This window comes from Sinorhizobium americanum (genome assembly GCF_001651855.1).
Classification (GTDB): domain Bacteria; phylum Pseudomonadota; class Alphaproteobacteria; order Rhizobiales; family Rhizobiaceae; genus Sinorhizobium; species Sinorhizobium americanum.
Genome location: NZ_LNQC01000071.1, coordinates 133,530 through 151,832 on the forward strand (window position 1 = coordinate 133,530; position 18,303 = coordinate 151,832).

Here is an 18,303-nt window from a genome sequence, read left to right on the forward strand (position 1 = left end):
GAACCCATGAACCAGTCGATGATCGATATCCATATGCAGGTCATGTGGAACCGCCTGATTTCCGTCGTCGAGGAGCAGGCGCAGACGCTGATCCGCACAGCCTTCTCGACATCCGTCCGAGAGGCAGGCGACCTTTCGGCCGGCGTGTTCGACCTTGAGGGCCACATGCTGGCGCAGGCCGTCACCGGCACGCCGGGCCACGTCAACGCCATGGCGGAGTCCGTCGCGCACTTCATTCGCGACATCGGCCCGGAAAGCATCTTCGAAGGCGACGTCTACATTACCAACGATCCATGGAAGGGCACCGGCCACCTGCACGACATCACCGTCGTCACGCCTTCCTTCCATCACGGCAAGCTGGTCGGCTATTTCGCCTCGACCGCCCATGTCGTCGATGTCGGCGGGCGTGGCTTCGGGCCGGATGCGCGCGAGGTCTACGAGGAAGGCATCTTCATCCCGATCATGAAGTTCTTCGAGCGGGGTGAACTCAATCGCACCCTGATCGAGATCGTGCGCAACAATGTGCGCGAAAGCGACAAGGTGGTCGGCGACTTTCACGCGCTCGCCGCCTGCAACGAGACCGGCCACCGCCGCCTCATCGACATGCTGACGGAGTTCAATCTCGAGGACCTGTCGATGATCGGCGGCTTCATCCTGAAGAACAGCCGAGAAGCCACGCTCGATCGGTTGAAGGAGCTGCCGCACGGCTCCTGGGAGTACAGCCTCGATCTCGATGGCTACGACGAACCGGTGCACCTTGCCGCCAAACTGACGATCGGTCCCGAGGGCGTCCTGGTCGATTTCGACGGCACGTCCGGGATGAGCAAGTTCGGCATCAACGTGCCGCTTGTCTATGCGAAGGCCTATGCCTGCTACGGCATCAAATGCGTTGTTGCCCCGGAAATCCCGAACAACGCCGCCTCGCTTGCGCCCTTCGACGTCGTTGCGCCGGAAGGCTGCATCCTCAACGCCAAGCGCCCGGCCCCGGTTGCCGTGCGCCACGTGCTCGGCCATTTCGTGCCGGATCTCGTGCTGGGCGCGCTTCATCAGGCGCTGCCGGGTCAGGTGCCGGCCGAAGGTGCGAGCGCGCTCTGGAATCTGCATATGAGCGTGCGGCCCATCTCCGATGAGATCGGCGGCAAGGGGGCGGAGATACTGATGTTCAACTCCGGCGGGTCGGGGGCGCGCGCGTCACTCGACGGGCTGAACGCAACGGCTTTCCCGAGCGGCGTCCACACGATGCCGATCGAGGCGACGGAGAATGTCGGTCCGGTCACCGTCTGGCGCAAGGAGTTGCGCGAGGGGTCCGGCGGTGCCGGTGCACAGCGCGGCGGCCTCGGCCAGATGATCGAGATCGAGGCGGCAGAGGGCTATTCTTTCCGCTTCTCCGCCATGTTCGATCGTCTCGGTCATCCGGCGCGCGGCCGCGACGGGGGCAGGGACGGGGCTGCCGGTTCCGTGACGCTCGACGATGGAACGGTGCTGAAGGGCAAGGGCCTGCAATTCGTCCCCAAGGGAAGGCGGCTGGTGCTCGCGCTGCCCGGCGGAGGCGGCTACGGCGATCCGGCCGAGCGTCCGGCCGAGGCGGTCGCCCATGACGTCAGGCACGGCTACATCACCGAAGACCAGGCGACGCTCTACAGCAAGGCAGGAGAGAAGGCATGAATGTGATGACATTCGAAAGCAGCCGGGCCGCGACCATCAAGTCCTCGCCGTCCATGGCCGTATCTCTTGCCGCTAAGGCGATGCGGGCCAGGGGCGAGCATGTGGTCGACCTCTCTCTCGGCGAGCCGGATTTCGACACGCCGGCACATGTCGTCGAGGCGGCGGTCGATGCGATGAAGCGCGGGTTCACCCGCTACACGGCGCCGGACGGCCTGCCGGAACTGCGCGAGGCGATCGTCGCCAAGTTCAAGCGCGAGAACGGCCTCGACTATGCCATGGACGAGATCTCGATCGGCAACGGCGCCAAGCAGATACTCTTCAACGCCTTTCTCGGCACCCTTGAACCGGGCGACGAGGTGATCGTGCCGGCGCCCTACTGGGTGTCCTATACGGATATCGTCATTCTCCATGGCGGAACGCCCAAGATCGTCGCTTGCGGCGTCGAGGACGCCTTCAAGATCACCCCGGAACGGCTGGAAGCCGCGATCACGCCCAAGACCCGCTGGTTCCTGTTCAATTCTCCGTCCAATCCCACGGGCGCGATCTACACCGCGGACGAGCTCAAAGCGCTCGGCGAGGTGCTGGCCCGGCATCCTCACGTTGCGATCATGTCGGACGAGATCTACGAGCATATTGTCTGCGGCGATGTGCCCTTCACGTCGTTTGCCAATGCCTGCCCTGAGCTTAAGGACAGGACGCTGAGCATCAACGGCGTTTCCAAGGCCTATGCGATGACCGGCTGGCGGCTCGGCTATGCGGCAGGGCCGAAGGGGCTGACGAAGGTCTTGAACAAGCTCCAGTCGCAGAGCACCACCTGTCCGTCGTCGATCACGCAGGCCGCTGCCGCGGCTGCCCTTAACGGCCCGCAGGATTTCGTTGCCAAGGCGGTCGCGGAATACAAGGCGCGCGGTGAACTGGTGACGCAAGGCTTCAGCGCAATTCCCGGCCTCGAGGTGCGCGCCCCCGAAGGCGCGTTCTATCTGTTCCCGAAATGCGCCGCCTATATCGGCAAGACCGCGCCGGATGGGAGAAAGATCGAGAATGACACGGCACTCGCCTCCTACCTGCTGACAGAAGGCAAGATTGCGACGGTTCCGGGTGCTGCTTTCGGTGTCGAGCCCTATATCCGCCTTTCCTTCGCAACCTCGCGCGAGAACCTCGCCATGGCCATCGAGCGGACCGCCGATGCGCTGGCCAAACTCCGCTAATCAGGATCAAATCTCGTGACCGATTATCAGCGCACGCTTCTCACCGGCGCCGCCGGCGCTCTTGGAACGCAGCTTCGCAAATCCGGTACCAGGCTTGGCAAGATCGTTCGGCTCTCGGCCCGACAGGCCTGCCAGAACCTGGAACCGCATGAAGAGGACTTTCCCGCCGACCTGTCGGACTTCGACGCCGTTTCCAACGCGGTGGAAGGCTGCGACGCCATCGTCCATATGGGCGGACAGGGGCTCGAGGCGCCGTGGAAGACCATCCTCGACGCCAATATCGTCGGCAGCTACAACATTTACGAGGCGGCCCGCCAGCATGGCGTCAAGCGCATCGTCTATGCGAGCTCCGTTCATGCCATCGGCTTCTACGAGCGCACCGAGACGATCGACGGCAACGTGCCGACCCGGCCCGACAGTCTCTACGGCGTGTCGAAGACCTTCGTCGAGAACCTCGCCCGCTATTATTTCGACAAATTCGGTATCGAAACGGTGAGCCTGCGCATCGGCTCGTCCTTTCCGGAGCCGACCGACCGCCGGCACCTGATCACCTGGCTATCCTACCGCGATTGCCGCCAGCTCGTTGAAAAGAGCCTGTCGGCCGAACGCGTCGGCTTCATGATCGCCTATGGCATGTCCAACAACAGCCGCGCCTTTTGGGACAACCGCACCGCCGCTTCTCTCGGCTACAAGCCGGAGGACAGTGCTGATGACTATGCGGAGAAGGTCTTCGCCAAGACCAAGCAAGGTGATCCGAACGATCCGGCCGTACGCTTCCAGGGCGGCAGTTTCTGCGCGGCCGGCCACTTCGAAGACGAGAACAAGTGATGCAGGCTTCCAGGACCTCCTATGACGTCGTCATCGTCGGGGGTGCCGTCGTCGGCAGTTCGACCGCCTATTTTCTGGCGACCAATCCGGACTTCACCGGTTCCGTCCTGGTGATCGAAAAGGATTGGACCTATCAACGATGCGCGACGGCGCTCTCGTCCAGTTCGATCCGGCATCAGTTCTCGAATGCCATCAACGTCAAGGTCTCCCAGTTCGGCACAGAATTCATCCGCAATTTTAAGGAAAACGTCGCCGTCGACGAGGATACGCCGGAGATCGGCTTTCACGAGAACGGCTATCTCTTCCTCGCGGGCGACGAGCGCGGCGCCGAGGTTCTGCGCCGCAATCATGAAACGCAGGTCGCCTGTGGAGCGGACGTGTCGCTGCTTGATCCGGAGAAGCTGGCCAAACGCTTCCCCTGGCTGAACGTCGATGGGTTGACGCTGGGCAGCACGGGCGAGCGCGGCGAAGGCTGGTTCGACAGCGTTGGCCTGATGCAGGGTTTCCGCAAGAAGGCCCGTTCGCTCGGCGTCGAATACATCGAAGACGAGCTCGTCGCGGTCAACCGCCGGGGCGACCAAGTCGTCTCCGTGACGACAAAGGGCGGCCAGACGATCGGCTGCGGGACGATGGTCAACACCTCCGGCACCAATGGCAGACACGTCGCCCGCATGGCCGGTCTCGACATTCCCGTCGAGCCGCGCCGGCGCTCGCTCTTCGTCGTCGATTGCCGCACGCCGCTCGAAGGCAGGGTGGGGCTCACCATTGACCCCACCGGGGTCTTCTTCCGCCCGGAAGGCAAGTTCTATCTGATGGGGACCTATCCCAAGCACGACCCGGAAGTGGATCCGAACGATTTCGAGGTGATGCATGAGGAGTTCGAGGAGGAGATCTGGCCGACGCTGGCAAACCGCGTGCCCGCCTTCGAGGCGATCAAGGTCGTCAATAGCTGGGCCGGTCATTATGATTACTGCACGCTCGACCACAACGTGATCCTCGGTCCGCATACCGAGGTAAAGAACTTCCTTTTCGCCAACGGCTTTTCCGGCCACGGGCTGCAGCAGTCGCCGGCGATGGGGCGCGGCCTTTCGGAACTGATCACCTATGGCGGCTTCCGGACGGTGGATCTTTCGCCCTTCGGCTATGAGCGCGTGGCGGCGAACCGTCCGTTCCTCGAAGACGCCGTCATCTGACCGAAAGGCAGGAAACTTCATGAAAAACGAAATCAAGACGCGCAGCGGCGGCCAGGTGCTGGTCGACGCGCTGCGGATCCATGGCGTCGAACGTGCGTTCGGCGTGCCGGGCGAAAGCTATCTCGCGGTGCTCGACGCCTTCCACGATGCGGAAGACGCGATCGAATTCGTCATCTGCCGGCAGGAAGGTGGGGCGGCCTATATGGCGGAAGCCTATGGCAAGCTGACAGGCAAGCCGGGCATCTGCTTCGTCACCCGCGGGCCGGGCGCCACCAATGCCTCGGTCGGCGTGCACACCGCCTTCCAGGATTCGACGCCGATGATCCTGTTCATCGGCCAGGTGGCGCGCGACCAGATGGAGCGCGAGGCCTTTCAGGAGATCGACTATCGCCGCATGTTTGGCCAGATGGCGAAATGGGTCGTGGAAATCGAGGATGCGGCTCGTATCCCTGAACTCGTCAGCCAGGCCTTCCATCGCGCCGTCAACGGCCGGCCGGGCCCGGTCGTCATTGCTCTACCGGAAGACATGCTGACCGACGAGGTGGCGGTTGCCGATACGCCGCCCAACAAGCGGGTGGAAATGTATGCGGGCGAGCCGCAGCTCAACGAGCTCATCAGCCTGCTTGCGGAAGCGAAGCGCCCGATCGTCGTCGCCGGTGGTGGCGGCTGGACGCAGCAGGCGGTCGCGGACCTGAAGGCGTTTTCCGAAAATTTTGATCTCCCCGTTGCAGCCTCCTTCCGGTGCCAGGACCTCTTCGACAACAGGCATCCGAACTATGCCGGCGACCTTGGCCTGGCCGCGGGCCCGAAGCTGATCCAGCACATCAAGGACTGTGATCTCTTGATCTCCATCGGCGCGCGTCTCGGCGAAATGACGACCGGTGCCTATACGCTCATCGACATTCCGGTTCCGAAGCAGATGCTGGTCCACATCCATCCGGGCGCCGAGGAGCTCGGTCGCGTTTACCATGCGACCCTGCCGATCAATGCCAGCGTCGCGGGCTTCCTGTCGCAGGCGGCGAAGCTGAGACCTGCCGCTTCGCCCGCCTGGACGCAATGGACACGTTGCGCGCATGCCGACTACCTCGCCAATCTCGAGCACCCGCAAATCCCCGGTCCGGTGCAGATGGGCGACGTCATGGAATGGCTGCGCGGCCATCTACCGGCCGACGCGATCCTGACGACCGGCGCCGGCAACTATTCCGCCTGGGCGCATCGTTTCTATCAGTATCGGACGTTCCGCACCCAGCTCGGCCCGACCAACGGCTCGATGGGCTATGGCGTGCCGGCGGCGATCGCCGCCAAGATCACGGCGCCGGACCGGACCGTGGTGGCCCTCGCCGGTGACGGCTGCTTTCTGATGAACGGCCAGGAACTGGCGACCGCCATGCAGTATGATGCCCGCGTCATCTTCCTGGTCATCAACAACGGCATGTACGGCACGATCCGCATGCATCAAGAGCGCAATTACCCCGGACGCGTCTCCGGCACGCGCCTGACGAACCCGGATTTCGCCGCACTCGCCCGCTCCTACGGGTTGCATGGCGAAACGGTGGAGAGGACCGAGGAGTTCGCACCGGCCTTCCAGCGCTGCGAAGCCGCCGGTAAGCCGGCGCTGATCGAAATCCGCGTTGATCCGGAAGCGTTGACCCCGAAGATGAGCCTGACGCAGATCCGTGAACAGGCGATCGCGCAGGGAAGATAACAAGATACCGTTGCCGCCGGGCGGATGGGCAACGGGGGCATCCACCAGCGCGGCGTGGCAGGCGATTGCCGTCTGCGGCAGTGTTGACCAGTTGCCGTGAGTTGCTCGCAGCTGCGCGACGAGAGCTTTGGAACTGGATCAGTTCGCCATCGCCACAGTTTCGGGCTCATCCAGCATTAGCCGGTACCTGTTGAGGCTCTCCTCGAGATGGACGGCGAGCGCCTGCTTTGCGGCTTTCACGTCGCCCTGCGTAATCGCTGCGAGAATGGCAGCATGTTCCTTGTTGATTTTCTTCAAATAGCCACTGTAGGCGCGCGACGACTGGCGATGTTTCAGCACCAATTCGAAGTTGATGCTTTCCATCACGGCTTCGAGGAAGCTCGGAAAATGCGGATTGCGCGTGGCGCGGGCGATAGCCAAATGAAAGTCGAAATCCGCGCGCGCTTCGACTTCCACATCGTCCGTTTCAAGAGTTTCCAATTTATCAAAGGCGCGGGCAATCTCCGCGAGAGCTTCCGGGGTGCGTCTGGCTGCCGCCAGAGCGACGGATTGCAACTCGACGCCAAGCCGCAATTCGAGGATCTGCATGGCCGAGCGAATGTCCTCGACGCGGCTGATTTCATAGTTGAGCGTCTTGGCGTCCTTGTCGGTTACATAAACGCCGGCGCCTTGCCGGGCGGTTACGCGTCCTGCCACCTTCAGAGAAGTCAAGGCCTCGCGAATGACGGTTCGGGAAACACCGAATTCCTCACATAGCTGGGCGCTGGAGGGAATTTTCGCGCCGGGAGCATAGAGCCCGGAGTCGATGCGCTCAGTGAGCTTTGTAACGACGATTTCCGCCAAATTGCCGCGTTGCGTGATAATCGACACCTGATCGCTCCGACTGAGAACCCAAATGGCACATATCACATATCGTGCCACCAAACCTGCGAAATTACGCGTGTTCTATGCATCAATTGCCCGCAACGGATGAGAAATCCTCAACTTGGATGGATGGTCATGGGACGACAAAATCCGCTTGATCTCATGCCTTCTTAGCATATAAGTGATAACATACAATCGCGCAACTTGGGAGACTCGTCGTGAAAGCCCAGTCCATTGTCATTGTGGGGGGAGCTTCGGGCCTCGGTCTCACCACTGCGAAACTGATGATCGCGCATGGAGCGGCGAAGATCGGGCTTATCGACCGGAACGAGGCCCTGCTCGCCTCCGCGGCGGCGGAGCTGGAAGCACTCGGCGCGGACGTGGCGATAGCGGTTGCTGATATTTCTCGCGCTGAAACGGCTCACAGAGGCTTCGAGACGGTTGCCGGCAAGCTCGGCCGTATCCATGCTCTCGTCAACAGCGCAGCGATCTATCCGCGCAAGCCGATCCTGGAAATCACCGATGACGACTGGGACCTGGAGAACGCCATCAACGTAAAGGGCACCTACCATATGATGGTGGCGGCGGTGCTGCACATGCGCCAGTTCGTGAACGCGCCGGAAGTGACAGGACGCATCGTCAACGTCACCTCCGTCGATGCCTTCAAGGCCCATCCGCAGAATGCCCATTATGCCGCGACCAAGGCGGCGGTTGTCAGCCTCACGAAGTCCTTCGCCCAGGAATGCGCCAAGGACCAGATCCTTGTGAATTCGGTGGCGCCGGCGGGCTTTGCGACCGACCGCGCGAAAGAACTCGGCTTCCTGCCGGAATTGGCCAAGGCGAGCGCCCTTGGCCGCGCTGCCGAGCCCGTCGAGATGGCCGAATGGATCGTCATGATGGCGTCCAGCCGCAACACCTATGCGACCGGTGAGAATGTCGTCGTCAGCGGGGGATACATCTATGTTTGACACCTATCGCGTGGCAGTCGTCACCGGGGCGACGAGCGGCATTGGGAAATCGACGGTTTCAGCTCTGCGGCAGCGCGGCTTGACGGTTTACGCGGTCGGCCGCAACGAAAGCCTGCTTGCGGAACTGGCAGAAGGGCGCGGCGCTGTTCCGGTACAGGCCGACGTGCGCGACACGGCCGCGATCGCCGAGGCGCTAAGGGATGTGGAGGTCGATATCCTCGTCAACAACGCCGGCATTCTTTCCAGCCGCTCCGCGTTCCACGAGATCGAGCCTTCCGAGATCGATGCGATGATCGACGTCAATCTCAAGGCGCCGATGCACCTAACGCGCGTCTTCCTGCCCGGCATGGTCGCGCGCAAGCGCGGGCATCTGATTTACATCGGCTCCAGCGGCGGGCGGGCGGCCTATCCGAACATGGGGGCGTACGGGCCGTCGAAGGCGGGGCTAAGTCTCTTCTGCGACAACCTGCGTTGCGACCTTTTAGGGACTTCCGTCCGCGTCAGCGAAATCGTTCCGGGCCGCGTGGAGACGTCTCTCTATCGGACCTCGATCCCGGATGGTCAGGCAAAGGCCATGATGTACGACGGATACCGCTCGATTCAGCCGGAAAATATCGCCCGCATCATCAGCGATGTCATCGATTTGCCGGTATTTGTCGATGTCGCCCGTGTCGAAGTCTTCCCGACCGACCAGGCAAGCGGCGGCGGCACCATGGTAAAGCACGTGACCGCTTGAGCCGTCCGTTCTCTGGCCCAGGGGGCCAGCAAAGTCAGACCGCAACGACGACGCAGCGAAGGAAGAGGAGAATCCGGATCTCCTCCAACGCTATCTCCCCATTGGCGATCCGTTCCGTCGTCGCGGCCCATTCAATGAAACCGCGGGAACGTGCGCAGGCCGCCGCGTCTGAGCCGGCCTATGCCGCCTGCCTGCAGCTTCCTCCAGGATTTCAGTATCCCGGTGAGATTGCGATAGCTCGCCTATCGTCAACCAGGTCGCTGAGGACCTGGGCGGCAGAGTGGATCAGAGCGGCCGGCTTTCGTAGCCGGCCGCTCTGATCGCGTCGGAGATCGCAGTCTTGTTGGCCGCGGTCTCGATGCTGACCTCCTTCTTGCCGAGGTCCACCTTGATTGCCGCGGCGGAATCGACGCCGCGAATCGCTCCTTCCACCACCCTTGCGCAATGGCCGCAGGTCATGTCTTCGATCTTGTAGCGCTGCATTTCCTGTCTCCGATCTTCCTTAGAAACCGAAGATAGGGCTTCCCACCGTTGCACGGTCAAGGGCGTTCGCGCGCGCCCTCATTCACTCCGCAGCTTCGACGAAGCGATGGCGCGCGTAGAGGAACTTGAGCACCGCTTCGCGGCATTTCAGATAGGTGCGATCGGAGGCGAGCTCGATGCGCCGGCGCGGACGGGCGAGCGGCACGGCGAGGATTTCGCCAATCCGGGCGGAGGGTCCGTTGGTCATCATCACGATGCGGTCGGAAAGCATGACCGCTTCGTCAACGTCATGGGTGATCATCAAAACCGTGTTCCCGAGCGTCGCGTGGATCTGCATAACCTGGTCCTGCAGATGGGCACGTGTCAGCGCGTCGAGCGCCCCGAACGGTTCGTCGAGCAGCAGCACCTTCGGTTCCATCGCCAGCGACCGGGCGATGCCGACGCGCTGCTTCATGCCGCCGGAGACTTCCGAGGGGCGCTTGTCCGCGGCATGCGCCATCTGCACCAGTTCGAGGTTGCGCATGGTCCATTCATGCCGTTCCCCCCTGGTGCGCGTCGCCGAGAACACCTTGTCGACCGCGAGCCGGACGTTTTCATAGACGGTCAGCCACGGCAGCAGCGAATGGTTCTGGAAGACCACGGCGCGGTCCGGTCCCGGCTCGTCGACCACCTGGCCGTCCAGCAGCACGACGCCGCTCGTCGCCTGCGTCAATCCGGCGACGATGTTGAGCAGGGTCGACTTACCGCAGCCGGAATGGCCGATAATCGAGATGAACTCGCCCTTGTCGACTGCGAGCGACACCTGTTTCAGAACCTCGCTGCGGGTGCCGCCACGTTCGAAGGTCTTGTCGATGAGTTCCAGCGAGAGATAGCTCTTGGGCATTAAAGGCCCCCTTTTCTTCAGGCGTTTGCCGTGCCGCGGGCGACTGCGCGGCCGATGAGCGCGATGATGCGGTCGAGGAGGAAGCCGACGATGCCGACATAGATCAGCGCCACGATGATGTCGCTGATCAGCGACGAGTTCCACGCATCCCAGATGAAGAAGCCGATGCCGACGCCGCCGATCAGCATCTCGGCGGCGACGATCGCCAGCCATGAGAGACCAATGCCGATCCTCAAGCCAGTGAAAATATACGGGGCGGCGGCCGGCAGCATGATCTTGGCGAAATACTCGAAGCCGTTCAGCCGCAGCACCCTGGCGACGTTCTGGTAGTCCTGCGGAATGTTGCGGATCCCGACCGCGGTGTTGATGATGATCGGCCAGATCGCTGTGATGAAGATGACGAAGATCGCCGACGGGTTGCCGTCCTGGAAGGCGGCCAGCGAAAGCGGCAGCCAGGCGAGCGGCGGCACGGTGCGCAGCACCTGAAAGATGGGGTCGAGGCCGCGCATGGCGAGCTCGCTCTGGCCGACCAGAGTGCCGAGCGCCACGCCGACGGCGGCGGCCATGGCATAGCCGAGGGCGACGCGCTGCAGGCTGGCGAAGACGTGCCAGAAGAGCCCCTGGTCGACACCCTGACCGATATAGAAGGGATGCGCGATCAGTTCCCAGCTCTCCTCGAGCACGCGCGTCGGCGCCGGCAGGCTCGAATCGGGCGATGCACAGATGAGCTGCCAGGCGAGGGTGAAAAAAGTCAGCGTCACCAGCAGCGGCAAGAGATTCGTGACGGTTTGGGTGGCAAAGCGCGGCAGGCGGCTGTCGAGGCGCGGCCTTGCAGCAGGCTCGAGAGCGATCACCTGCGGCGGGGACTGCGGCGGCGCCTGCGGCTTGAGCTTGAGATTGGTGGCGGACATGCCCTTCTCCTACGGGTTCTCGGTCGACGGCAGCCGGGACCGGCCCGGCTGCGATTGCGGCATCAGGCGATGCGGCTGATTGCCAGGCTCTTCAGATAGGCTTCGGGATTGGCGGGATCGAAGACCTTGCCGTCGAAGAAGGTTTCCGGTCCGCGCGAGGTGGAGGCCGGAATGTCGGCGACGCCGAGATCCCTCGCCGCTTCGCGCCAGATGTCCTCGCGGTTTACCTTGGCGATCAGCCCCTTGATATCCGTATCCGGTGCAAGCTTGCCCCAGCGGATGTTCTCGGTGAGGAACCAGGCGTCGTGACTCTGGAAGGGGTAGGAGGCGTGGTCGCGCCAGAACTTCATGAAGTGCGGGCTGTTCTCCACGACCTTGCCGTTGCCGTAGTCGTATTCGCCCTTCAGCCGGTCGACGATGTCCTTCGGCGGCACGTTGAACCAGCTGCGCTTGCCGACGATCTTGGCAAGCTCGTCCTTGTTCGCCATGTCGTCGCACCATTGCGCGGCGTCCTCGACGGCCATGACCAGCGCCTTGGCGGCACGCGGATTCTTCTCGACCCAATCGGCGCGCATGGCGAAGGACTTTTCCGGGTGCTTGGCCCAGAGCTCGGCGGTATTTACGGCGGTGTAGCCGATCTTCTGGTTGACGAGCTGCTCGTTCCAGGGCTCGCCGACGCAGAAACAGTCCATGGTGCCGACCTTCATGTTGGCGACCATCTGCGGCGGCGGTACGACGATCGTCTCGACGTCCTTGTCCGGATCGATGCCGCCGGCGGCGAGCCAATAGCGGATCCAGAGGTCGTGCGTACCGCCGGGGAAGGTCATCGCGACCTTCGCAGCCGCACCTGCCGCCTTCTTCTTGGCGAAGGCGTCCTTCAGCACCGAGGCATCGAGACCGACCTTGAGATCCGCATAGGCCGCGCCAACTGAAATGCCTTGGGCATCGAGGTTGAGGCGGGTGAGAATCGCCATCGGCAGCGGCTGGTTGTTCTGCGTCACCTTGCCGGTCGAGATGAGATAGGGCATCGGCGTCAGGATATGGGCCCCATCGATGCCGGCGCCGGCAGAGCCGAGCACCAGATTGTCGCGCGTCGTTCCCCAGGAGGCCTGCTTCACCACCTCGACTTCGGTCATTCCGTATTTGTCGAAGAAGCCCTTCTCCTTGGCAATGATCAGCGGTGCGGAATCGGTCAGCGCGATAAAGCCGAGGATGGCTTTCGCCGTCTCCGGACCAGCCCCCTGGGCAAAGGCCCCGGAGGGCAATAGCGTTTTCGCCGCGCCGACCATGGCGGCCATCGCGGTGGTCTTCAGCAGGCTGCGGCGAGTCAGGCCGCCGATCGATGTCTTGGTCATGCGCACGTTCCCTCAACTTGTTGGCCGGTCGAAAACCGACGAAAAAAACGCCGCTCGGAAATCGCGCTCCGGGGATTGGGAGGTATCCCTTTCGGAGGCAAAGACCGTTGCGACGTCGCTGTCCTTCGCAGGCGCATCCCGCCTGAGCTTGCTTCAATCCCCGTTGACCGAAGCAAGCAGATCAAAGCAAGCGCCGTGCCAAGCGCATCTGGACCTCGTATGTGGTTGAATTAACGAGGGAAAATTAGCGGATTACGATATGCCTAAAAATACAGCATGTCCGGCGGAGGATGAATTATTGTGCGCTGCACTAACCGGCTTTTTTGCAGGACGCGCAAACTATGGGCGCCGCCCCATTTCCTACTGGCAGTAGCAGCGCTCGCAATCGCTGCCTTGCGGCTACCCGACAGCCGGCGGCGCTGTTTCGGACGCGGGACCGGATCGCCTATATTGGCGAGGACTATTCATCGGCCTCCGCGCGGCGGACTGCAATGGCATCGACCGAGTTTCATCTTGTCACGACCTGGGCCGTCGACGCCTCTATCGAGGATGTCTGGCGGGAGCTGACCACCCCCGAGAGCTGGCCGGACTGGTGGCCCTCGGTCAAAGAGGTCACGCTTCTGCGCCCAGGCGACGAGTCCGGCATCGGCGCCGTGCGTCGGATGAAATGGTCCACCGCTTTGCCCTATGACTTGGCCTTCGACATGGAAACGACCAGGATTGATCCGCTGTCGCTTATCGAGGGCAAAGCTTCGGGCGAGCTCGATGGGACCGGTCGATGGACGCTGCGGCCCGACGGAGCGGTCTGCAATGTCCGCTACGACTGGATCGTCAAGGTGACGAAACCCTGGATGGTCAGGCTTGCTTTCATCCTGAAGCCCGTCTTCCGCTGGAACCACGCCGTCGTCATGGAACGCGGTCGGCAGGGCCTCGTCCGTCGCCTGGCCCGAAATGCCTGAGGAGCTGGCGGCAGCGTTTCGTTCGCGCTGATCGGCGCCTCGCCTGCCCGCGTCGAAGCGCGTTGGCGCACAGGAGCGGCGAATGGACCGCTCAAGCGGCCGAATTCCTATAGGAATCCTATTTCTTTCCTCTTGAGGCTCTCTCGAACCTTTATGCGGTTCGGAGCCATATTCTCGTCAAGACTGATCCGCGCGCCGCATCGCCTCAATCGCTGCGGCGACGGATATGCACGCCATCGCAATCACCTGCAGGGCGGCGGTCGCCGCCTCCACGTGACGCGCAGTAAGTAGAAACAACAGACAGGAATGATCGACATGGACCTTGTCGTACTCGCAATAGGCATCGTGTTCTTTGCCTTATCCTTTGCCTACGTCCGGGCGTGCAGCAACCTCTAGCGGCGGAGCGGAAAGATGCTTGTTGAATACGCTCTCGGTGGCGCAGTGACCGTTTTTCTCCTCGTCTACGTGACCTACGCCCTCATTCGACCGGAGCGGTTCTGACCGCCAAGGCATAGAGTTCGGAACCATATTTATGACTATCAACGGATGGATACAGATCCTCGTTTTCTGCGGGATCGTCGCCTTGCTGGTAAAGCCGCTCGGCGGCTATATGACCCGCGTCTTTGGCGGCGAGCGGACGCTTCTTTCCTGGATCTTCGCTCCGGTCGAGCGCGGTCTCTACGCGCTTGCCGGCACAAGCGAGCGCGAGGAGCAGCATTGGACGACCTACGCGGCCGCCCTGCTGTTCTTCAATCTGGCGGGATTCCTGCTGCTCTATCTGCTGCAGCGCTTCCAAGGGGCGTTGCCGTTCAACCCGGCCGGCATGACGGCCGTGCCCCCGGAACTCGCCTTCAACACCGCCGCCAGTTTCATGACCAACACGAACTGGCAGAACTACGGCGGCGAGAGCACGATGTCCTATCTCGTGCAAATGGCCGGCCTCACCGTACAGAACTTCGTCTCGGCGGCAACCGGCATCGCCATCGCGATCGCCCTGATCCGCGGGTTCTCCAGGGCGTCGGTGAAGTCGATCGGCAACTTCTGGATCGACCTGACCAGGGTGACGCTCTACATTCTGCTGCCGCTCTGCGTGGTGCTGACGCTCGTCTATGTCTATCTCGGCGTGCCCCAGACACTCGGCGCCTACGTCGAGGCCACGACGCTCGAGGGTGCACAACAGACGATCGCCCTCGGCCCGGTTGCCTCCCAGATCGCCATCAAGATGCTTGGCACCAACGGCGGAGGCTTCTTCAACGCCAATGCCGCCCATCCCTTCGAGAATCCGGACGCGATTTCCAATCTCATCCAGATGGTGTCGATCTTCGCAATCGGCGCGGCGCTCACCAACGTCTTCGGCCGCATGGTCGGCAATGAGCGCCAGGGCTGGGCGATCTTCGCGACCATGGCCGTCCTGTTCCTGGCCGGCGTCGTCGTCTGCTATTGGGCGGAGGCTGCCGGTAACCCGCTCGTCCACGCCCTCGGTCTCGAAGGCGGCAACATGGAAGGCAAGGAAGTCCGCTTCGGCATTTCCTTGTCGGCGCTCTTCGCGGTGATCACGACGGCCGCCTCCTGCGGCGCCGTCAACGCGATGCATGACAGCTTCACGGCGCTCGGTGGTCTCATCCCGCTGATCAACATGCAGCTCGGCGAGATCATCGTCGGCGGCGTCGGTGCGGGCTTCTACGGCATCCTGCTGTTCGTCGTGCTGGCGATTTTCGTCGCCGGCCTGATGGTCGGCCGCACGCCGGAATATCTCGGCAAGAAGATCGAGGCGAAGGAGGTCAAGATGGCGGTGCTTGCCATACTGTGCCTGCCGCTCGCGATGCTGGTTCTGACCGCGATCGCCGTCGTGCTGCCGGACGCGGTGGCGTCGATCGCCAATCCCGGTCCGCACGGCTTCTCGGAAATCCTCTACGCCTATACGTCGGCGGCGGCCAACAACGGCTCTGCCCTCGGCGGTCTGACGGGCAACACGGCCTGGTACAATATCACGCTCGGCATCGCCATACTGATGGGCCGCTTCCTGGTCATCATCCCGGCCTTGGCCGTTGCCGGCTCGCTTGTGGCCAAGAAGACCGTGCCCGCCTCGGCAGGCACGTTTCCGACCGACGGGGCGCTGTTTGTCGGCCTGCTCAGCGGCGTCATCCTGATCGTCGGCGGCCTGACGTTCTTCCCAGTGCTTGCGGTCGGCCCGATCGTCGAGCATCTCGCCATGCTCCTCGGCCAAACCTTCTGAGGGTGGCGTCATGGCTCAGCTCGTCCGTCATTCACGCAAACCGATCCACACCCGCGCCGCATATCCGGCGCGGGGAGAACCGCCGCCGCCCCGGGTTTCGACAATCCTCTGCCTGATCTTGGCCGGGATGACGCTGCTCGTCTTCATCGGCAAGGCGTTCACCTCGCTGTTTGCCGCGAGCTGATCGCGGGCACGAACATTCAGCTGGAGTCTCTTCATGAGCCAGTCCAAAACCACGAGCATCCTGGACGCTCGCATTCTCATACCCGCCATCGGCGATGCCTTCCGGAAACTCAATCCGAAGACGCTCGCCCGAAATCCGGTGATGTTCGTCGTCGCCGTCGTCTCCGCCTTGACCACCTTCCTGCTTGTCCGCGACCTGATCGCCGGCGGGGGAAACATCGGCTTCTCCTTCCAGATCGTAGTCTGGCTCTGGTTGACCGTGCTCTTCGCCAATTTCGCTGAGGCCGTGGCCGAGGGTCGCGGCAAGGCGCAGGCGGAATCGCTGCGCCGGACGCGCACGGAAACCCAGGCGAAGCTCCTGAAGGGCGACGACATCAGGAACGTCAAGATCGTCCCCGGCACGAGTCTGAAGGTCGGCGACGTCGTGCTGGTCGAGGCAGGCGACATCATCCCCTCGGACGGCGAGGTCATCGAAGGCGTCGCCTCGGTCAACGAGGCGGCGATTACCGGCGAATCCGCGCCGGTCATCCGTGAATCCGGCGGCGACCGCTCGGCCGTCACCGGCGGCACGCAGGTTCTCTCCGACTGGATCCGCGTGCGGATCACCGCGGCCTCGGGCTCGACCTTCATCGACCGCATGATCGCGCTCGTCGAAGGCGCCGAGCGCCAGAAGACGCCCAACGAGATCGCTCTCAACATTCTGCTGGCGGGCATGACGCTGATCTTCGTTCTGGCGACGGCGACGATCCCGAGCTTCGCCACCTACGCCGGCGGTTACATTCCGGTGCTTATTCTCGTCGCGCTCTTCGTCACGCTGATCCCGACGACGATCGGCGCGCTTCTGTCGGCGATCGGCATCGCCGGCATGGACCGCCTGGTGCGCTTCAACGTGCTCGCGATGTCCGGTCGCGCCGTCGAGGCCGCCGGTGACGTCGACACACTGCTTCTCGACAAGACCGGAACGATCACGCTCGGCAACCGTCAGGCGACCGAGTTCAAGCCGGTGCGCGGCGTCACCGAGCAGGAACTGGCGGATGCGGCCCAACTTGCCTCGCTTGCCGACGAAACGCCGGAAGGCCGCTCGATTGTCGTGCTCGCCAAGGAGAAATACGGCATCCGCGCCCGAGACATGGCAAGCTTGCACGCCAACTTCGTGCCGTTCACGGCGCAAAGCCGCATGAGCGGCGTCGATTTCGATGGGTCGAGCATCCGCAAGGGCGCGGTCGACGCCGTTCTTCAGCACATCGATCGCGCCGCCGTCGCCACCGCCAACGGTACGGCAAGCGTGATCGTGCGTGAGCCGCAGGTCGCCCGCGAGGTCCAGGCCATCGCCGACGAGATCGCCAAGGCGGGCGGCACGCCGCTTGCCGTGGTCAAGGACGGTCGCCTCCTCGGCGTCGTCCACCTCAAGGACATCGTCAAGGGCGGCATCAAGGAGCGCTTCGCCGAATTGCGGCGCATGGGCATCCGCACCGTGATGATCACCGGCGACAATCCGATGACGGCGGCGGCGATCGCGGCGGAAGCGGGCGTCGACGATTTCCTCGCTCAGGCGACGCCGGAAAACAAGCTCAGCCTCATCCGCGAAGAGCAGGCCAAGGGCAAGCTCGTCGCGATGTGCGGCGACGGAACGAACGACGCGCCCGCGCTCGCCCAGGCGGATGTCGGCGTGGCGATGAACACCGGGACGGTGGCGGCGCGCGAAGCCGGCAACATGGTCGACCTCGATTCCGACCCGACGAAGCTCATCGAGATCGTCGAGATCGGCAAGCAGTTGCTGATGACGCGCGGCGCCCTGACGACCTTCTCGATTGCCAACGATGTCGCCAAGTATTTCGCCATCATCCCGGCGATGTTCCTGGCGTTCTACCCGCAGCTCGGCGCCCTGAACATCATGGGCCTGCAGACGCCCGAGAGCGCAATTCTCTCGGCGATCATCTTCAACGCACTGATCATCGTGGCGTTGATACCGCTTTCGCTCAAGGGCGTGAAATACCGGCCAATCGGCGCGGGCGCGCTGCTTTCGCGCAACCTGCTGGTCTACGGCCTCGGCGGCATCATCGTTCCCTTCATCGGCATCAAATTGATCGACGTCGTCCTCACGACACTCGGCCTCGCATAAGGAT

Annotated in this window: 17 protein-coding genes; 11 read left to right on the forward strand and 6 right to left on the reverse strand. The window is 62.9% G+C overall.

Annotated elements, in window-relative coordinates:
• The first annotated feature begins 6 nt into the window (after nt 1-6).
• Genes ATC00_RS21220 through ATC00_RS21240 form a run of 5 tightly spaced genes read left to right on the forward strand, consistent with a single transcriptional unit; the run spans nt 7 to nt 6,599 of the window.
• Nucleotides 7-1,665: a hydantoinase B/oxoprolinase family protein gene (locus ATC00_RS21220; RefSeq protein WP_064254277.1), complete on the forward strand. Its 1,659-nt coding sequence runs from the start codon at nt 7-9 to the stop codon at nt 1,663-1,665.
• Complete coding sequence (locus ATC00_RS21225) at nt 1,662-2,873, forward strand: pyridoxal phosphate-dependent aminotransferase (protein ID WP_064254278.1); 1,212 nt, start codon at nt 1,662-1,664, stop codon at nt 2,871-2,873. Before ATC00_RS21220 ends, ATC00_RS21225 begins: the two co-directional genes overlap by 4 nt.
• 15 nt (nt 2,874-2,888) lie before the next feature.
• Nucleotides 2,889-3,701 carry an NAD-dependent epimerase/dehydratase family protein gene (locus ATC00_RS21230; RefSeq protein ID WP_064254279.1) on the forward strand — a complete coding sequence of 271 codons (813 nt, stop codon included), beginning with the start codon at nt 2,889-2,891 and terminating at the stop codon, nt 3,699-3,701.
• On the forward strand, nt 3,701-4,894 hold the full coding sequence (locus ATC00_RS21235) for an NAD(P)/FAD-dependent oxidoreductase (protein ID WP_064254280.1): 1,194 nt from the start codon (nt 3,701-3,703) through the stop codon (nt 4,892-4,894). Before ATC00_RS21230 ends, ATC00_RS21235 begins: the two co-directional genes overlap by 1 nt.
• 19 nt (nt 4,895-4,913) lie before the next feature.
• A complete protein-coding gene (locus ATC00_RS21240; protein ID WP_064254281.1) occupies nt 4,914-6,599 on the forward strand; it encodes a thiamine pyrophosphate-binding protein in 1,686 nt (561 codons plus the stop codon).
• 138 nt (nt 6,600-6,737) lie between these two features.
• Here the strand turns inward: ATC00_RS21240 and ATC00_RS21245 are convergent, their stop codons facing one another.
• On the reverse strand, nt 6,738-7,469 hold the full coding sequence (locus ATC00_RS21245; protein ID WP_064254282.1) for a FadR/GntR family transcriptional regulator: 732 nt from the start codon (nt 7,467-7,469) through the stop codon (nt 6,738-6,740).
• A 212-nt stretch (nt 7,470-7,681) separates the two neighbouring features.
• Here ATC00_RS21245 and ATC00_RS21250 point away from each other — a divergent pair, with 212 nt between their 5' ends.
• Together ATC00_RS21250 and ATC00_RS21255 are read left to right on the forward strand one after the other, a co-directional pair.
• Nucleotides 7,682-8,431: an SDR family NAD(P)-dependent oxidoreductase gene (locus ATC00_RS21250; protein ID WP_064254283.1), complete on the forward strand. Its 750-nt coding sequence runs from the start codon at nt 7,682-7,684 to the stop codon at nt 8,429-8,431.
• On the forward strand, nt 8,424-9,167 hold the full coding sequence (locus tag ATC00_RS21255; protein WP_064254284.1) for an SDR family oxidoreductase: 744 nt from the start codon (nt 8,424-8,426) through the stop codon (nt 9,165-9,167). The genes ATC00_RS21250 and ATC00_RS21255 overlap by 8 nt, the downstream gene beginning before the upstream one ends.
• A gap of 285 nt (nt 9,168-9,452) precedes the next feature.
• Here the strand turns inward: ATC00_RS21255 and ATC00_RS21260 are convergent, their stop codons facing one another.
• The 4 genes from ATC00_RS21260 to ATC00_RS21275 form a co-directional block, all read right to left on the reverse strand.
• On the reverse strand, nt 9,453-9,650 hold the full coding sequence (locus tag ATC00_RS21260) for a heavy-metal-associated domain-containing protein (protein WP_064254285.1): 198 nt from the start codon (nt 9,648-9,650) through the stop codon (nt 9,453-9,455).
• A gap of 82 nt (nt 9,651-9,732) precedes the next feature.
• The gene (locus ATC00_RS21265) at nt 9,733-10,533 is read right to left on the reverse strand and encodes an ABC transporter ATP-binding protein (protein WP_064254286.1); all 801 of its coding nucleotides are present in this window, start codon (nt 10,531-10,533) and stop codon (nt 9,733-9,735) included.
• A gap of 17 nt (nt 10,534-10,550) precedes the next feature.
• Nucleotides 10,551-11,444, reverse strand: a complete 894-nt coding sequence (gene ntrB / locus ATC00_RS21270; RefSeq protein WP_064254287.1) for a nitrate ABC transporter permease — start codon at nt 11,442-11,444, stop codon at nt 10,551-10,553.
• A gap of 62 nt (nt 11,445-11,506) precedes the next feature.
• Nucleotides 11,507-12,799, reverse strand: a complete 1,293-nt coding sequence (locus ATC00_RS21275) for a CmpA/NrtA family ABC transporter substrate-binding protein (protein WP_064254288.1) — start codon at nt 12,797-12,799, stop codon at nt 11,507-11,509.
• 491 nt (nt 12,800-13,290) lie between these two features.
• Here ATC00_RS21275 and ATC00_RS21280 point away from each other — a divergent pair, with 491 nt between their 5' ends.
• The 3 genes from ATC00_RS21280 (at nt 13,291) to kdpA (ending at nt 15,994) form a co-directional block, all read left to right on the forward strand.
• On the forward strand, nt 13,291-13,758 hold the full coding sequence (locus tag ATC00_RS21280) for an SRPBCC family protein (RefSeq protein ID WP_064254289.1): 468 nt from the start codon (nt 13,291-13,293) through the stop codon (nt 13,756-13,758).
• 411 nt (nt 13,759-14,169) lie between these two features.
• On the forward strand, nt 14,170-14,259 hold the full coding sequence (locus tag ATC00_RS21285) for a K(+)-transporting ATPase subunit F (protein ID WP_064254290.1): 90 nt from the start codon (nt 14,170-14,172) through the stop codon (nt 14,257-14,259).
• Between the two features lie 31 nt (nt 14,260-14,290).
• Nucleotides 14,291-15,994, forward strand: coding sequence for a potassium-transporting ATPase subunit KdpA (gene kdpA, locus ATC00_RS21290; RefSeq protein ID WP_064254291.1), 1,704 nt, complete (start codon nt 14,291-14,293; stop codon nt 15,992-15,994).
• A gap of 27 nt (nt 15,995-16,021) precedes the next feature.
• Here kdpA and ATC00_RS32650 read toward each other — a convergent pair whose 3' ends face one another.
• Nucleotides 16,022-16,213, reverse strand: a complete 192-nt coding sequence (locus ATC00_RS32650; protein WP_156911514.1) for a hypothetical protein — start codon at nt 16,211-16,213, stop codon at nt 16,022-16,024.
• Here ATC00_RS32650 and kdpB point away from each other — a divergent pair.
• Nucleotides 16,212-18,299, forward strand: a complete 2,088-nt coding sequence (gene kdpB / locus ATC00_RS21300; RefSeq protein ID WP_064254293.1) for a potassium-transporting ATPase subunit KdpB — start codon at nt 16,212-16,214, stop codon at nt 18,297-18,299. The genes ATC00_RS32650 and kdpB overlap by 2 nt on opposite strands.
• Nucleotides 18,300-18,303 lie beyond the last annotated feature (4 nt).

Excerpts from the sequence above, each read along its gene's own strand:
- ATC00_RS21235 (WP_064254280.1), top strand. The coding sequence starts at position 3,701 with ATGCAGGCTTCCAGGACCTCCTATGACGTCGTCATCGTCGGGGGTGCC.
- ATC00_RS21240 (WP_064254281.1), top strand. The coding sequence starts at position 4,914 with ATGAAAAACGAAATCAAGACGCGCAGCGGCGGCCAGGTGCTGGTCGAC.
- ATC00_RS32650 (WP_156911514.1), bottom strand. The coding sequence starts at position 16,213 with ATGAAGAGACTCCAGCTGAATGTTCGTGCCCGCGATCAGCTCGCGGCA.
- ATC00_RS21255 (WP_064254284.1), top strand. The coding sequence starts at position 8,424 with ATGTTTGACACCTATCGCGTGGCAGTCGTCACCGGGGCGACGAGCGGC.
- ATC00_RS21275 (WP_064254288.1), bottom strand. The coding sequence starts at position 12,799 with ATGACCAAGACATCGATCGGCGGCCTGACTCGCCGCAGCCTGCTGAAG.
- ATC00_RS21285 (WP_064254290.1), top strand. The coding sequence starts at position 14,170 with ATGCTTGTTGAATACGCTCTCGGTGGCGCAGTGACCGTTTTTCTCCTC.
- ATC00_RS21220 (WP_064254277.1), top strand. The coding sequence starts at position 7 with ATGAACCAGTCGATGATCGATATCCATATGCAGGTCATGTGGAACCGC.
- kdpB (WP_064254293.1), top strand. The coding sequence starts at position 16,212 with ATGAGCCAGTCCAAAACCACGAGCATCCTGGACGCTCGCATTCTCATA.
- kdpA (WP_064254291.1), top strand. The coding sequence starts at position 14,291 with ATGACTATCAACGGATGGATACAGATCCTCGTTTTCTGCGGGATCGTC.
- ATC00_RS21280 (WP_064254289.1), top strand. The coding sequence starts at position 13,291 with ATGGCATCGACCGAGTTTCATCTTGTCACGACCTGGGCCGTCGACGCC.
- ATC00_RS21265 (WP_064254286.1), bottom strand. The coding sequence starts at position 10,533 with ATGCCCAAGAGCTATCTCTCGCTGGAACTCATCGACAAGACCTTCGAA.
- ntrB (WP_064254287.1), bottom strand. The coding sequence starts at position 11,444 with ATGTCCGCCACCAATCTCAAGCTCAAGCCGCAGGCGCCGCCGCAGTCC.
- ATC00_RS21225 (WP_064254278.1), top strand. The coding sequence starts at position 1,662 with ATGAATGTGATGACATTCGAAAGCAGCCGGGCCGCGACCATCAAGTCC.
- ATC00_RS21260 (WP_064254285.1), bottom strand. The coding sequence starts at position 9,650 with ATGCAGCGCTACAAGATCGAAGACATGACCTGCGGCCATTGCGCAAGG.